Source organism: Micromonospora sp. WMMA1947 (assembly GCF_027497355.1).
Classification (GTDB): Bacteria; Actinomycetota; Actinomycetes; order Mycobacteriales; family Micromonosporaceae; genus Micromonospora.
On the sequence record NZ_CP114909.1, the window covers coordinates 2,581,616 to 2,594,573 of the forward strand.

The 12,958-nt window shown below is 73.7% G+C and carries 13 protein-coding genes; 10 read left to right on the forward strand and 3 right to left on the reverse strand.

The window, feature by feature from the left end; genetic code table 11:
• Position 1 precedes the first annotated feature (1 nt).
• From O7604_RS12440 to O7604_RS12460, 5 genes are all read left to right on the forward strand, one after another.
• Complete coding sequence (locus O7604_RS12440; RefSeq protein ID WP_269703935.1) at positions 2-745, forward strand: ABC transporter ATP-binding protein; 744 nt, start codon at positions 2-4, stop codon at positions 743-745.
• Positions 746-1,477 (forward strand): ABC transporter ATP-binding protein, encoded by a 732-nt coding sequence (locus O7604_RS12445; protein WP_269703937.1) that lies wholly within the window; start codon positions 746-748, stop codon positions 1,475-1,477.
• Entirely contained in the window at positions 1,474-2,364 is an 891-nt protein-coding gene (locus O7604_RS12450) for a branched-chain amino acid ABC transporter permease (RefSeq protein ID WP_091426567.1), read from the forward strand. Before O7604_RS12445 ends, O7604_RS12450 begins: the two co-directional genes overlap by 4 nt.
• The gene (locus tag O7604_RS12455; RefSeq protein WP_281579701.1) at positions 2,361-3,470 is read left to right on the forward strand and encodes a branched-chain amino acid ABC transporter permease; all 1,110 of its coding nucleotides are present in this window, start codon (positions 2,361-2,363) and stop codon (positions 3,468-3,470) included. The genes O7604_RS12450 and O7604_RS12455 overlap by 4 nt, the downstream gene beginning before the upstream one ends.
• Positions 3,471-3,600: 130 nt before the next feature.
• Positions 3,601-4,356, forward strand: coding sequence for an SDR family oxidoreductase (locus tag O7604_RS12460; RefSeq protein ID WP_281579702.1), 756 nt, complete (start codon positions 3,601-3,603; stop codon positions 4,354-4,356).
• A 57-nt stretch (positions 4,357-4,413) separates the two neighbouring features.
• Here the strand turns inward: O7604_RS12460 and O7604_RS12465 are convergent, their stop codons facing one another.
• Entirely contained in the window at positions 4,414-5,232 is an 819-nt protein-coding gene (locus O7604_RS12465; RefSeq protein ID WP_269703941.1) for a hypothetical protein, read from the reverse strand.
• 141 nt (positions 5,233-5,373) lie between these two features.
• Between O7604_RS12465 and O7604_RS12470 the strand changes: the two genes are divergently transcribed.
• The 4 genes from O7604_RS12470 to O7604_RS12485 all read left to right on the forward strand — a co-directional run bounded on the left by O7604_RS12470 (position 5,374) and on the right by O7604_RS12485 (position 10,603).
• The gene (locus tag O7604_RS12470; protein WP_281579703.1) at positions 5,374-7,104 is read left to right on the forward strand and encodes a BTAD domain-containing putative transcriptional regulator; all 1,731 of its coding nucleotides are present in this window, start codon (positions 5,374-5,376) and stop codon (positions 7,102-7,104) included.
• A complete protein-coding gene (locus tag O7604_RS12475) occupies positions 7,101-9,221 on the forward strand; it encodes a DEAD/DEAH box helicase (RefSeq protein WP_281579704.1) in 2,121 nt (706 codons plus the stop codon). Before O7604_RS12470 ends, O7604_RS12475 begins: the two co-directional genes overlap by 4 nt.
• 106 nt (positions 9,222-9,327) lie before the next feature.
• Entirely contained in the window at positions 9,328-9,558 is a 231-nt protein-coding gene (locus O7604_RS12480) for a heavy-metal-associated domain-containing protein (RefSeq protein WP_269703944.1), read from the forward strand.
• Positions 9,551-10,603, forward strand: a complete 1,053-nt coding sequence (locus O7604_RS12485) for a hypothetical protein (protein ID WP_281579705.1) — start codon at positions 9,551-9,553, stop codon at positions 10,601-10,603. Before O7604_RS12480 ends, O7604_RS12485 begins: the two co-directional genes overlap by 8 nt.
• Positions 10,604-10,623: 20 nt before the next feature.
• Here O7604_RS12485 and O7604_RS12490 read toward each other — a convergent pair whose 3' ends face one another.
• A complete protein-coding gene (locus tag O7604_RS12490; RefSeq protein ID WP_026268433.1) occupies positions 10,624-11,043 on the reverse strand; it encodes a helix-turn-helix transcriptional regulator in 420 nt (139 codons plus the stop codon).
• A gap of 189 nt (positions 11,044-11,232) precedes the next feature.
• On the opposite strand from O7604_RS12490, the gene O7604_RS12495 reads away from it, so the two are divergent.
• Entirely contained in the window at positions 11,233-11,664 is a 432-nt protein-coding gene (locus tag O7604_RS12495; RefSeq protein WP_281579706.1) for a hypothetical protein, read from the forward strand.
• Between the two features lie 20 nt (positions 11,665-11,684).
• Here O7604_RS12495 and O7604_RS12500 read toward each other — a convergent pair whose 3' ends face one another.
• Entirely contained in the window at positions 11,685-12,833 is a 1,149-nt protein-coding gene (locus tag O7604_RS12500; RefSeq protein ID WP_281579707.1) for an SAM-dependent methyltransferase, read from the reverse strand.
• Positions 12,834-12,958: the final 125 nt, after the last annotated feature.

Genomic DNA, 12,958 nt, shown 5'->3' on the forward strand with positions numbered 1-12,958 from the left:
GATGCTCGCCACCCGCGGTCTGACCTGGCGGATCGGTGAGGTCGCCATCGTCGACTCCGTCTACCTCGATCTGGCGCCGGGGGAGTTCCTCGGCGTGATCGGGCCCAACGGCGCCGGCAAGACCTCCCTGTTCAACCTGATCACCGGCCTGCGCCGGCCCACCGAGGGCACGGTCCTGCTGGACGGCGCGGACATCACCGCGCTTCCGCCGTACCGGCGTGCCCGGCTCGGCCTGGGGCGTACCTTCCAGGCGTCCTCGGTCTTCGGCTCGCTGAGCGTGCGGGAGAACGTCCGGCTCGCCGTACAGGCACACCGGGGTGGCTCGATGAAGCTGTGGCGGCGGGCGGCGGCCGACCGGGAGGTGGCCGCCGCCGCCGACGCGGCGCTCGACCGGGTCGGCCTGCACCACAGGGGTACGGCGCTCGCCGGCACCCTGGCCCACGGCGAGAAGCGCAAGCTGGAGATCGCGCTGCTGCTCGCCGGTGAGCCCCGGGTGATGCTGCTGGACGAGCCGATGGCCGGGGTGAGCGCCGAGGACGTACCCGAGCTGGTCAGCGTGATCAAGTCGTTGACCGGGGACAGCGGCCGGGCGGTGCTCATGGTGGAACACCACATGGACGTGATCCTGGAGCTGGCCGACCGGATCGCCGTGATGCACCACGGCGCGCTGCTGGCCTGCGACACCCCGGACACGGTGATGGCGAACGCCACCGTGCAGGAGGCGTACCTGGGGGAGGCGCTCTAAATGACCGAACCTGTCCTGTCCGTGGCGGACCTGTCCGTGCGGATCGCCGGACTGCACATCCTCCAGGGGGTGTCGTTCGAGGTCGCGCCCACAGGCGTGACGGTGCTGCTCGGGCGCAACGGCGTCGGCAAGACCACCACGCTGCGCGCGATCGTCGGGCTGACGCCGCGCGGCGAGGTGCGCGGAAGCGTCCGCATGGGTGCCCGCAGCCTGCTCGCCCGCCCCACCCACCGGCTGGTCCGCGACGGCCTCGGCTACGTGCCGGAGGACCGCTGCGTCTTCGCCGGGCTCACCGTCGCGGAGAACCTGCGGCTTGCCGAACGGCGGGGCGTCACGCCCGCGTACGACAAGGTCTTCGCGCTCTTCCCGGAGCTGGAGCGGCGCGGACGGCAACGGGCCGGCTCGCTGTCCGGCGGGCAGCAGCAGATGCTCGCGATCGGCCGGGTGCTGCTGAACGACAACCGGCTGCTGCTGGTCGACGAGCCGACGAAAGGGCTGGCGCCGAAGGTGGTGACCGAGGTGGCCGAGGTGCTGGAACGGGTGGCGGAATCCGTGCCGGTGCTGCTGGTCGAGCAGAACCTGGCGGTGGTACGGCGGCTGGCCACAGACGCGGTGGTGCTCTCCGCCGGGAAGGTCGCCTGGACCGGCGACGCCCGCGAGCTGCTGCTGGAGACGGCGCTGACGAAGTCGTTGCTCGGTGTGGGTTCTGGCTCCGGGGAGGTGCACGCGTGAACACAGTGGTCCTGCTGACGCTGACCGGGCTCGGCCTGGCGGCGCTGTACTTCCTCGTGGCCTCCGGCCTGTCCCTCGTGTTCGGCCTCGCCGACGTGCTCAACTTCGCGCACGGGCTGTTCCTCGGCGTCGGCGCGTACGCGACCTGGTGGGCCTCGGGCAACCTGCCCGGCGCCGGACCGGACGGGTTCGGCTTCGTGCTCGCCGTCGTCTTCGGTGTGCTGGCCGGTTCGCTCGTCGCGGTGCTGGTGGAGCTGGTGCTGATCCGGCCGCTCTACTCCCGCACCATCGAGCAGGTGCTCGTCACCGTCGGCCTGTCGCTCGCCGGGGTGGCGCTGCTCCAGGCCACCTGGGGTGCGGACCCGCGGCCGTTCCCGCGCCCGGACTGGAGCCGGGGCGTCACATCGGTGCTCGGCGCCCAGGTGCCGAACGCCGGGCTGCTGCTGATCGTCGCCGCCGCGGTGGTGCTCGGCGCGCTGCTGGCGTTCCTGCGCTGGACCCGGTACGGCCTGATCATCCGGGCCGGCGTGGAGAACCGGGAGATGGTGACGGCGCTCGGCATCGACGTGCGCAAGGCGTTCACGCTGGTCTTCGCGATCGGCGGGGCCGCCGCCGCGCTGGCCGGTGCGCTCGGCGGCGTCTACTTCGGCACCGTGTCGCCGGGACAGGGCGGGTCGCTGCTGATCTTCGCCTTCATCGTGGTGGTGATCGGCGGGATGGGCTCGGTGGTCGGGTCCGCGTACGCGGCGGTCGCGGTGGGGCTGCTGCAACAGTTCGTCAACTACTACGGCACGTCCGGGCTGGGCGACCTGTGCGTGGTCGGTCTGCTCGCCGTGGTGCTGCTGCTGCGTCCGCAGGGCCTGGCCGGAAAGGTGGCTCACGCATGACCAACTCGGTGGTCGACGCGCCTCCGGCGCAGGTGCCCGACGAACTGACTCCCGGGCGTTCCCGCTGGCACGGCCTGCGTCCGTACCTGCCGTTGGTGGCTCTGGTGGTGGCGGCTGTGCTGCCGTACTCGACGCTGAACCTGCCCGGCATCTTCGAGGGGCCGCTGAACTCGCCCGGCACGCTGCAACTGCTCGCCATCTGCCTGGTCTTCGGTGGGCTCGCGGCCGGCTACGACCTGCTGTTCGGGCGTACCGGGATGCTCTCCTTCGGCCACGCCCTCTACTTCGCCGCCGGGGTGTACGGCACCGACATCCTGGTCACCAAGGCCGGGCTGCCACTGTGGCAGGCGGCCGTGCTCACGGTGATCGGCGGAACCACGCTCGCCGCGCTGCTCGGCGCGGTGGCCCTGCGGACCGTCGGCATCGCGTTCGCCATGGTGACGCTGGCGTTCGCGCAGGTCGGGGCGATCCTGGTGGCCCGCGACTTCGGCGGCCTCACCGGCGGCGAGGAGGGCCTGCCGCTGGACGTCTCCGGGCTGCCGTCGGCGCTGGTGGGCGTCACCAACACGGTGAACCTGTACTGGCTGGCGCTGGCGTACCTGGCCATAGTGGTCCTGGTCGTGCACCGGGTCAGCGCCTCGCCGACCGGGCGGGTACTCGCCGGGCTGCGCGACGACGAGCGGCGCATCGGGGTGCTCGGGCTCGACCCGTACCGGTTCAAGTTGGTCGCGTTCACGCTCGCCGGTGGCCTCGCGTCGGCCGGCGGGGTGGTCTACGTGCTGATCGTCGGCGGCGCCAGCCCGCACATCACCTCGTCGGAGCTGACGCTGTCGCTGCTGGTCATGGTGGTGCTCGGCGGCCCCGGTACGCGATGGGGGCCGGTGCTGGGCGGCGTCCTCTACATGTACCTGGACCACCGGCTCACCGCGTTCGGCAGCAGCGAGGCGGTGAACAGCCTGCCCGCGTTCCTCAGCCACCCGCTGAGCCAGCCCCTGTTCGTCCTGGGCACGGTGTTCATCCTGGCCGTCTACTTCTTCCCCGGCGGCCTGGCCAGCCTGCGAACCCGCCTGACCCCCGTCCTGACCGCCCTCCGCCGCACCCGCTGACCCGCTCCCGCCCCGCCCACCTCTGCTCCGGCGATCATGAAGTTAACGCCGCGACACGCCGTGTCCGATGGCGCTAACTTCATGATCGCGCGGGACAGGGCCCGGGCGGGGATGCGGGAAGGGAGACCTCATGGGGGAGCGGGAGCAGCGGCTGGCTGTGGTCAGCGGGGGTGGGACCGGGATCGGGGCTGCGGTGACGCGCGGGCTCGTCGAGGACGGGTTCGACGTTCTCGTGGTGGGGCGGCGGGGGGACGTGCTCGACGCCGCCGCGCGGCGGATCTGTGCCGAGGCCGGGCGGGACGGTGCGGTCAGCGCCGTCGCCGCCGACCTGACCGATCCGGGGCAGGTCGGCGCGGTGGTGGACGCGGTCGGGGACCGTACCGTGGACGCCGTCGTCAACAACGCCGGGGGTTACCTCCACGGGGCGACCGACTCGCTCGGCGGGGTGGCGGACTGGTGGCGGGCCAACCTGGACGCCAACGTGCTCACCGCCGTCCTGCTCACCGAGGCGCTGCTGCCGGCCCTGCGCCGTCCCGGCGGCCGGGTGGTCCTGCTCGGCTCGATCGCCGCGCAGCGCGGCGGCGCCGGGCCGTACTCGGCCGCGAAGGCCGCGTTGCACGGCTGGGCGTACGACCTCGCCGCCCAGCTCGGACCCGACGGGATCACCGTCAACGTGGTCAGCCCCGGCTACGTGGCCGAGACCGAGTTCTTCGGCGACCGGATGACGCCCGAGGGCCACGCCAAGCGGGTCGCCGCCACGCTCGTCGGCCGGGCCGGAGTGCCGGACGACATCGCGGCGGCAGTGCGCTACCTGGTCGGACCGTCCGCCGGGTACGTCACCGGGCAGGTGCTCGGCGTCAACGGCGGTTCCGTGCTCGGCCGCTGACACGCGGAAGGGGCGGCGGCCCCCCGTGTGGCCACCGCCCCTTCGCGTACGTCGTCCTCAGCCGTTGAGCATCTCGTACGCCGACGCCGGCGCCTTCTGCACCTGCGAACCCGTCGGCGCGGTGAGCTTCGGCGCCTTGCCGAAGTCGTAGTACTTGGCGACCAGCTTCATCGCCTTCGTCTTGCCGGCGGCCGGCACGTCCAGGGTCAGCGACGTGAGGTTCCCGTCCGGCCCGACCACGGCCGTGAACGGCACCTTCTTCGCCGCCTCACCCAGCGCGGCCACGTCCACCGTGCTGAAGTTCTCGCGGATGTCGGCGTTGGCGGTCAGGTCGGCGAACCCGCCGTACGTGCCGTTGCCCCGATCCTCGACCGTCTCGGCGGTCCGGATGACAGCGGCCGTGTTGGCCGGGTCGGCGTTCTGGTAGACCGGCACCTCCGAGGCGTCGTCGAGCTTCGTGCGGTCCAGGAGCATCCAGCGCTTCGGCAGCTTCATCGCCTCCTGCAGGCCGGGCATGCCGGTGATCTTGACGCGCACCCAGATGTCGTCCTCGATCACGCGGAAGGTCATTCCCATGGTGAACTCGGGGTCCTTCTCCGACACGGTCAGCTCCACGCCGCGCGCCGCCGGGTCGACCAGCCCGTCGAACTTCTCGGTGCCCTCGATGGTGGAGAACCGGAAGGCCGGGTCCTTCTCGTCCGGCACGGCGGCCAGCAGCGCGGCCTTCGGGTCGGCCGACGGGCTCGGCGCCGGTCCGGCGCCCTCGGAGGCGTCCCCGGTCCCGCACCCCGCGGACAGGACGGTGGTGGCCAGCACGGCCGTCGCGAGAGCCGCGATCCGCCGGAGGTTGCCGGCGGAACCGAATCGCTGCGTCATGGTGTTCGACTCACTTTCCCAGGTGATTGTTGCCGGGTAAGTATCGTCAGACGTCACGGCGGCATCGCTGCCGATATGCTGCCGTCCGACTGCCGTCGGCCACAGTGGGTGCCGGCAGGCGACACGGGGGCGGAAACTCGCATGTCAGAGGCGCTGCGCTTCGAAGTGCTCGGCCCGCAGCGGGCCTGGTACGGCGACCGTCAGCTCGATCTGGGGCCGGCCAAGCAGCGGGCCGTACTGGCCGTGCTGCTGCTCGCCGCCGGCCGTCCCGTGCCGAGCGGGCAGATCGTCGAGGCGGTGTGGCCGGACGAGGCACCGGTGAACGGCCTCAACGTGGTGCAGAAGCACGTCGCCGGTCTGCGCCGGGTGCTGGAACCCGACCGGTCACCGCGTACGCCGGCCCGGGTGCTCACCCTCACCGACGCGGGCTATCTGCTGCGGGTGCCGCCCGAGGCGGTGGACGTGGTGCGCTTCGAGCGCGGCGTACGGCGCGCGCGGTCGGCCCAGGCGGCCGGGCGTACGGAGGAGGCGCTCGCCGAGGTGAGCGCCGCCCTGGAGCTGTGGCAGGGGGAGCCGTTCACCGGGTTCGCCGGGCCGTACTTCGACGCGGCCCGGCACCGGCTGGTGGAGCTGCGCGCGGTCGCCCTGGAGACGCGTGTCGACCTGGAGCTGGCCGACGGCCGGCACGGCGAGCTGGTCGGCCGGCTGGTCGAGCTGGTCGCCGAGTTCCCCGTCCGGGAGCGGCTGCGCCACCAGCTCATGCTGGCGTTGCACCGCAGTGGACGGCAGGCCGAGGCGCTGGCCGCCTACCGCGACTACGCCGGGCTGCTCCGCGACGAGTACGGCATCGAGCCGGGCGGTGCGCTCCAGGATCTGCACCGGCGCATCCTGCGCGCCGACCCGGACCTCCTGGCACCGGCCCAGCCGCCGCCGGCGAACCCGGCCGAGAACCCGCCTCCGCCCACCGCTGCGCCCCGGTCCGCGGTCTCGGCGCAGCTCACCGTTCCGGTCCAGTTCACCGTCTCCGCACAGCCGGGCGGTCCGGTCCGGCCGCCACCGTCCGCCGAGTCGCCGACCGGCGTGCCGGCTTGGGTTCCGTCCCCTGTCGCGCCGCCTTTCGGTGCCGTGCCGCCGACCAGGCGTCCGGCCGGTGTGCCCGGATGGCTCAGCGTCGTCGCGACTGTGGGCGGCGCGCTCACCGCCCTGCTCTCGTTCGGCATGCTCACCTGGCTGGTGGTGCTGCTGTACGGAATCTGGCGACGCGGCCTGGGCAGCGTCGTCGCCGCGGTCTGCTACCTGACCGTGGCCGTGACGTTCGTGGCGGTCCTCGGCAGCAGCGAGTCGGAGGAACCCACCGCGTTCGAGATCGGCCTCCTGATGGTCTGGCTGACCGCCTGGCTGGGTGGCGTCCCGCACGTGGTGCTGCTCAACGGCCGGCTGCACGCCTGGCTGCGTGGCCTCTGGCGTGGGCGGCCGTACGCCAACCGCAACCGGCTGCGCCGGGAGTACGCCCGCTACCTGCTCTACCAGTACCCGTCGGCCCGCAACGACCTGCGCATCGGGCGCCCCGACCTGCCCCGCGCCTACGACGACGGCGGACTGGTGGACGTCAACTCGGTGCCGGACCAGGTGATCGCCGGGCTGCCGGGACTGACCCGGTCGCAGGCGCAGCACGTGGTGGTCGACAGGCGGCTGCGCGGTCCGTACACCTCGATGGAGGAGCTGGCCGCCCGGTGCCTGCTGCCGGCGGCGGCGACCGACTCGCTGCGCGAGCTGCTGGTCTTCCTGCCGCCCGTGGCGCCGCAGCAGCCGCCCGCGCCACCGTCCGGGCCGCCGGAGTCGTCCGCCCTCCCTGGTAAGAATGCCGGATGAGCCAGGATCGGATGGCCGTCCGGGAGCGCGCCGAGGCGGTACTGCGGCGGCTGGCGGGTGACCACGCCCGGCTGCGCGAGGACCAGTGGCGGGCCATCGAGGCGCTGGTGGTCGACCGCCGGCGGGTGCTGTGCGTGCAGCGCACCGGCTGGGGCAAGTCGGCCGTCTACTTCGTGGCCACCGCGCTGCTGCGCGAGGGGAACCGGCACGGGCCGACGGTGATCGTCTCGCCGCTGCTGGCGCTGATGCGCAACCAGGTCGAGGCCGCGGCCCGGGCCGGCATCCGGGCGCGCACCATCAACTCGGCGAACCTGGACGAGTGGGACGAGATCACCGCCGAGATCCACGCCGGTGCCGTCGACGTGCTGCTGATCAGCCCGGAGCGCCTGAACAACCCGGACTTCCGCGACGGCGTCCTGCCGAAGCTCGCCGCCACCACCGGGCTGCTCGTGGTGGACGAGGCGCACTGCGTCTCCGACTGGGGGCACGACTTCCGGCCCGACTACCGGCGGCTGCGCACGTTCCTGGCCAACCTGCCCGAGCGCACGCCGGTGCTCGCCACCACGGCCACCGCCAACGCCCGGGTCACCCAGGACGTGGCCGAGCAGCTCGGCGACGCGCTGGTGCTGCGCGGCACGCTGGACCGCGAGTCGCTGCGTCTCGGCGTCCTCGATCTGCCGAGCCCGGCACACCGCCTGGCCTGGCTGGCCGACCACCTGGACCGGCTCCCCGGCTCGGGCATCGTCTACACGCTCACCGTGGCAGCGGCGACCGAGACGGCGGAGTTCCTGCGCGGGCGGGGCTGGTCGGTCGCGTCGTACACCGGGCAGGCCGAGGACGCCGACCGGCGGGCCGCCGAGCAGGACCTGCTGGACAACAAGATCAAGGCGCTGGTCGCCACGAGCGCGCTCGGCATGGGCTTCGACAAGCCCGACCTCGGCTTCGTCGTGCACCTGGGCGCGCCGCCCTCGCCGATCGCCTACTACCAGCAGGTCGGCCGCGCGGGCCGGGCCGTCGAACACGCCGAGGTGCTGCTGCTGCCCGGCGCGGAGGACGCGGCCATCTGGCGGTACTTCGCCTCGCTCGCCTTCCCGCCCGAGGAACAGGTCCGGGCCGTGCTCGCCGCGCTGGACACCGAACGGCCGATCTCCACCCAGGCCCTCGAACCGGTGGTCGACCTACGCCGGGCCCGGCTGGAGCTGATGCTCAAGGTGCTCGACGTGGACGGCGCGGTCCGCCGGGTGCGCGGCGGCTGGCTCGCCACCGGCGAGCCGTGGGTCTACGACGAGGCCCGGTTGCGGCGCGTCGCCGACGCGCGCTCCGCCGAGCAGCGGGCCATGCGGGAGTACGCCTCGACGTCCGGCTGCCGGATGCGCTACCTGCGGGAAGGGCTGGACGACACCGGGGCGGCCGACTGCGGGCGGTGCGACAACTGCGCCGGCCCGCTGTTCGACGCCGAGGTCTCCGAGGCGGCGCTGACCGCCGCGCAGACGTTCCTCGGGCGCCCCGGCGTGCCGATCCCGCCCAAGAAGCTCTGGCCGACCGGGCTGGAGTCTGTCGGCGTACCCCTGAAGGGCCGCATCCCCCCGGCGGAGCAGGCGCTGCCCGGCCGGGCCGTGGGGCGACTGTCCGACCTGGGGTGGGGCGGGCGGCTGCGCGGGCTGGCCGGGCCGGAGGCGCCGGACGGCCCGGTGCCCGACGACGTGGTGGCCGCCGTGGTCGAGGTGCTGAAGGCGTGGGCGCACGGCGACGACCCGTGGCCCCGGCGGCCGGCGGGTGTGGTCGCCGTCGGCTCCCGGACGCGACCGGTGCTGGTCGGCTCGCTGGCCGAGCGGATCGCCGCCGTGGGCCGGCTGCCGCTGCTCGGCCAGGTCGTCCCGGCCGGTCCGTCCGGCGGTGGCGGGCCGCGCGGCAACAGCGCCCAGCGGGTACGCGCGCTGCACGACGCCTTCCACCTGCCCGACGAACTGGCCGGCGCGCTGCCGGGGCTGAACGGGCCGGTGCTGCTGGTGGACGACCTGGTCGACTCGGGCTGGACGATGGCCATGGCGGCGCGGCTGCTGCGCCGGGCCGGTGCTCCGGACGTGCTGCCGCTGGCGCTCGCGGTGGCCGGCTGACGTTCCCGGCCGGCGCGGAAAGTTCCCGCGCCGGGCGGAATGCGAGCGTCGCCACCGTCGGCGGACCGTCGTCGGGCCGGCACCCGGGCGGCGGTACCGTGGGGTCATGACCGAGCAGCGACCCGTCGTCCAGACGTACACCGTGACCGGGATGACCTGCGAACACTGCGTCAAGGCGGTGACCGAGGAGCTGTCCGCGCTGCCCGGTGTCGACGAGGTCCGGATCGATCTGACCGGAGGCACCGCCACCGTCACCAGCGCGGCGCCGCTGTCTGTCGAGTCCGTGCGTGCCGCCGTGGACGAGGCGGGTTACGAGCTGGTCGGCGGCGGTGCCTGAGTCGTCGTCCGGCACGTCCGGCACCGGCGTCGTCCCCGACGATCCCGAGACCGGCTCCGACGCTCCCGCGGCACGGCCCGGGAACGCTGCGCGGTCCGGTGACGCTGCTCCCGCTGTGGTGGACCGGGAGACGCTGCGGCTGGCCCTGGTGGTGGGCGGCCTGGTGCTCGCCGTCCTGCTCGGCTTCGGCCTCGGGCGGATGAACGCGCCGGCCGGCCCGGCCCGGCCCGCGACGGCAGGCGGGGGCGCCACGGGCGGCGCCGACGGCGGCGCGCACGCCCACTCACCCGGAACCGGCGCGCACACGCACGACGGCGCCACCGTCACCCAGGGCGGCGGCGACGGCGCGACCGGGCTGTCGATCACCTCGGCCGGCTACACGCTGGTGCCGTCGACCGAACTGGTCGCGGACCGCGCCGGTGAGCTGCGCTTCCAGATCCGCGACGACCAGCGCCGGGCGGTCACCCGGTTCGCCGTCGTGCACGACAAGCCGATGCACGTGATCATGGTCCGTCGTGACCTCAGCGGTTACCGGCACCTCCACCCGACGATGGCCGCCGACGGGACCTGGTCGGTGCCGATCGCGTCACCGGAGGCGGGCCCCTGGCGGATGTACGCGGACTTCACCGCCGTCGCCGACGACGGCCGCCAGGTCGCCGTGGTGCTCGGCGCCGACCTGACCGCGTCCGGCGCGTACCGGCCACGGCCGCTGCCCGCCGACGCCACGTCGGCGACAGTCGACGGATTCACCGTCGCGTACGCGGGCACGCCGGAGGTGGGGAAGTCGGTGCCGCTGCGGTTCCGGGTCACCGGCGCGGACGGAGCGGCGGCGTCCCTGGAGCCGTACCTCGGGGCGTACGGGCACCTGGTGGCGTTGCGCGAGGGCGACCTCGGCTACCTGCACGTGCACCCGGAGCCGGTGCGCGACGGCGACGACGTGACGTTCTGGCTGAGCGCGCCGGGGCCTGGTAGCTACCGGATGTTCCTGGACTTCCAGGTCGGCGGCGTGGTGCGGACCGCCGAGTTCACGCTGACGGTGGCCTGAGTCCCGGGCGGGCCGGGCGGTCAGCCGGCCCGGCGCACCGGGCGGCGGGCCAGGTAGCGGAGCAGATCGCGGATGTGGTGCTTCTCCTCCGCGGGCACGTTCGGGTCGGCGAGCCGGTCCAGGATGACCCGCACGTCGGCCTCGACCGGGCCGTCCTCGGCGCCCCGGCGGCGGGGCACCGGCCCGGCGTCGGGCAGGCCCAGCGCGCGGAACGCGGCCGCCACGGGCAGGTCGAGGGCGGCGCAGAAGCCGCGGACCTTCGCGAGTTCGGGGTAGTCCTGCCAGTCGCCGGCCAGCCAGCGGAACACCGTGGAACGGCCGACACCGGTGTGGGTGGCGAGGTCGGTCACCGTCCAGCCGCGCTCCTCGCGCGCGGCGTCGATGGCCCGTCGTACGAAGCGCGCGAAGGCCATCTGAGGCGAAACGTCTGCGGAACCCATCCCTGGTGGATCTGTCCCCTTCCTCCGGTGGCCCGGCTCGCGCATCGAGCCTAGTACGCCGAACCGGAGAAGTAACTGACTGATCGGTCCGGAGGTCTCGTCGGCGGGACTCAACTACGGAAGCCTGCTTCGGGTAATGCACTTCGGGTAATAGGCTGAGGAAACCCTGGGAGTCGATGGAGGAGAAGCATGGCCGAGCCGGACCGTCCCGTACCGCATCGCCCCGGCGCGGTGAGCGTCTTCTTCGTGGCCAAAGCCGCCGTGTTCGCGCTCGGCTTCTGGATCTGGCTGCTGGTGCTGGCGGTACGCGGCAGCGAGGCGACCGGCGTACACCTGATCGCCGCGACCGGCGCGATCTGCACGACGCTGGCCTCGGTGGTGCTCGGTGCGCGCCTGGCGTTGCAGCGCAACGCCGCCGACCGGCACGCGGAGCTGAAGCGGCTGCTCGTGGACATCTCGTGGAACGCCTTCGCCGCCGCCGGGAACGCCGAGCATGCCGGGAAGGTGGTGCCGTTCCCGAGCGCGTCGCACGACGGCGAGCGAGGGCCGAACCGTGGCGGCGGTGAGCGGGTGTCGGTGCTGGACCGGGGCGACCGCAACCGGGGCGACCGGGGGCGGTAGGGCCGCCCCGCTGCCACGGCTCAGCCGGCCTCGGCCAGCAGCGTCTCCAGCCGGGGCGTGACACCCCACTGGCCGACCAGCTCGCGGTACTCGGCCCGCTGCCCGTCGGTCGGCGCGCCGGCCGTGCGCCGCGCCCGGATGAGCAGGTTGCGCGGCGTGTGCCGGGAGTCGACGAACTCCACCACCTCGGCGCGGTAGCCGTGCAGGCGCAGCAACGCGGCCCGAAGCGAGTCGGTGAGCACGTCGGCGAACCGCTCCCGCAGGATGCCCTGCCGGGTCAGCAGCTCGTACGGCGCCGGCGCCTGACCGGCCCGGAGCTGGGCGGCCAGGTCGTGGTGGCAGCAGGGCGCGGCGAGGACCCAGCGGGCGTTCCACCGCACCGCCCGGGCCAGCGCCTCGTCGGTGGCGGTGTCGCAGGCGTGCAGCGCCAGCACCAGGTCGGGCGCCGGTTCGACGGACGCGTCGGCGATGGTGCCGGCCACGAAGCCGACCCGGTCGGCCCAGCCGAGCCGCTCGGCCAGTTCCGTGTTACGGCGGCGCTGGTCCTCGCGGACGTCCACCCCGACGAGCGTCACGTCCAGGCCGCGCTGGACCAGGTAGCGGTAGGCGGCGAAGGTCAGGTACGCGTTGCCGCAGCCCAGGTCCACCACCCGCAACGGGCCGGTGAGGTCGTCGGGCAGCGTTGCCGCGAGCGCGCGCAGGAACGCGTCGACCTGGCGCCGCTTGGCCGCCGATCCGCCGATCTCCCGGAACAGGGGGTCGCCCGGGTCCAGCAGCCACTCCTTGGGCCGGTCGTGCCCGCCCGGCTCGGCAGCCGGACGGCTGGCCGCCGCGCGGTGCACCTGGGCCTCGCCGGACTTGGTCACCCGGAGCTGGAGCGTGGCGTCGGCGGTCTCCACGTGCCAGTTGCCGAACGGCTCGGCGAGCAGTTCGTCGACCGCCGCGCCGGCCTCCGTACCGGGTGCCACGTTGCGGGTGTGCGGCCGTGACCCGTCGGAGACGGCGATCTGCAGGCGAGGACCGGCCTTGAGCGTGACCGGGCGCAGTTCCGCGCGTACCACCGAGGGACGCTGCCCACGACGTCGCCCGGCGGCGACCGCGCGGGTCAGCCCGGGCGCGAGCAGCAACGCCCGCACCTCGGCCAGCGCCGAGTCCAGCGCTTCCGGCATCAGTTCCTACCTTTCCTGGCCGCCCCGCCGCCGCCGTCGACCGCCACCGACTGGTTGATCATGAAGTTGGCGGCCGTGAGCATGGCGTGTCGCGCCGTCAACTTCATGATCGTCGCAATGAGGGG

What these genes read in the sequence shown, in the direction of transcription:
- O7604_RS12440 (WP_269703935.1), top strand. Translation starts at nt 2, where the DNA reads ATGCTCGCCACCCGCGGTCTGACCTGGCGGATCGGTGAGGTCGCCATC.
- O7604_RS12445 (WP_269703937.1), top strand. Translation starts at nt 746, where the DNA reads ATGACCGAACCTGTCCTGTCCGTGGCGGACCTGTCCGTGCGGATCGCC.
- O7604_RS12455 (WP_281579701.1), top strand. Translation starts at nt 2,361, where the DNA reads ATGACCAACTCGGTGGTCGACGCGCCTCCGGCGCAGGTGCCCGACGAA.
- O7604_RS12460 (WP_281579702.1), top strand. Translation starts at nt 3,601, where the DNA reads ATGGGGGAGCGGGAGCAGCGGCTGGCTGTGGTCAGCGGGGGTGGGACC.
- O7604_RS12465 (WP_269703941.1), bottom strand. Translation starts at nt 5,232, where the DNA reads ATGACGCAGCGATTCGGTTCCGCCGGCAACCTCCGGCGGATCGCGGCT.
- O7604_RS12470 (WP_281579703.1), top strand. Translation starts at nt 5,374, where the DNA reads ATGTCAGAGGCGCTGCGCTTCGAAGTGCTCGGCCCGCAGCGGGCCTGG.
- O7604_RS12475 (WP_281579704.1), top strand. Translation starts at nt 7,101, where the DNA reads ATGAGCCAGGATCGGATGGCCGTCCGGGAGCGCGCCGAGGCGGTACTG.
- O7604_RS12480 (WP_269703944.1), top strand. Translation starts at nt 9,328, where the DNA reads ATGACCGAGCAGCGACCCGTCGTCCAGACGTACACCGTGACCGGGATG.
- O7604_RS12490 (WP_026268433.1), bottom strand. Translation starts at nt 11,043, where the DNA reads ATGGGTTCCGCAGACGTTTCGCCTCAGATGGCCTTCGCGCGCTTCGTA.
- O7604_RS12495 (WP_281579706.1), top strand. Translation starts at nt 11,233, where the DNA reads ATGGCCGAGCCGGACCGTCCCGTACCGCATCGCCCCGGCGCGGTGAGC.
- O7604_RS12500 (WP_281579707.1), bottom strand. Translation starts at nt 12,833, where the DNA reads ATGCCGGAAGCGCTGGACTCGGCGCTGGCCGAGGTGCGGGCGTTGCTG.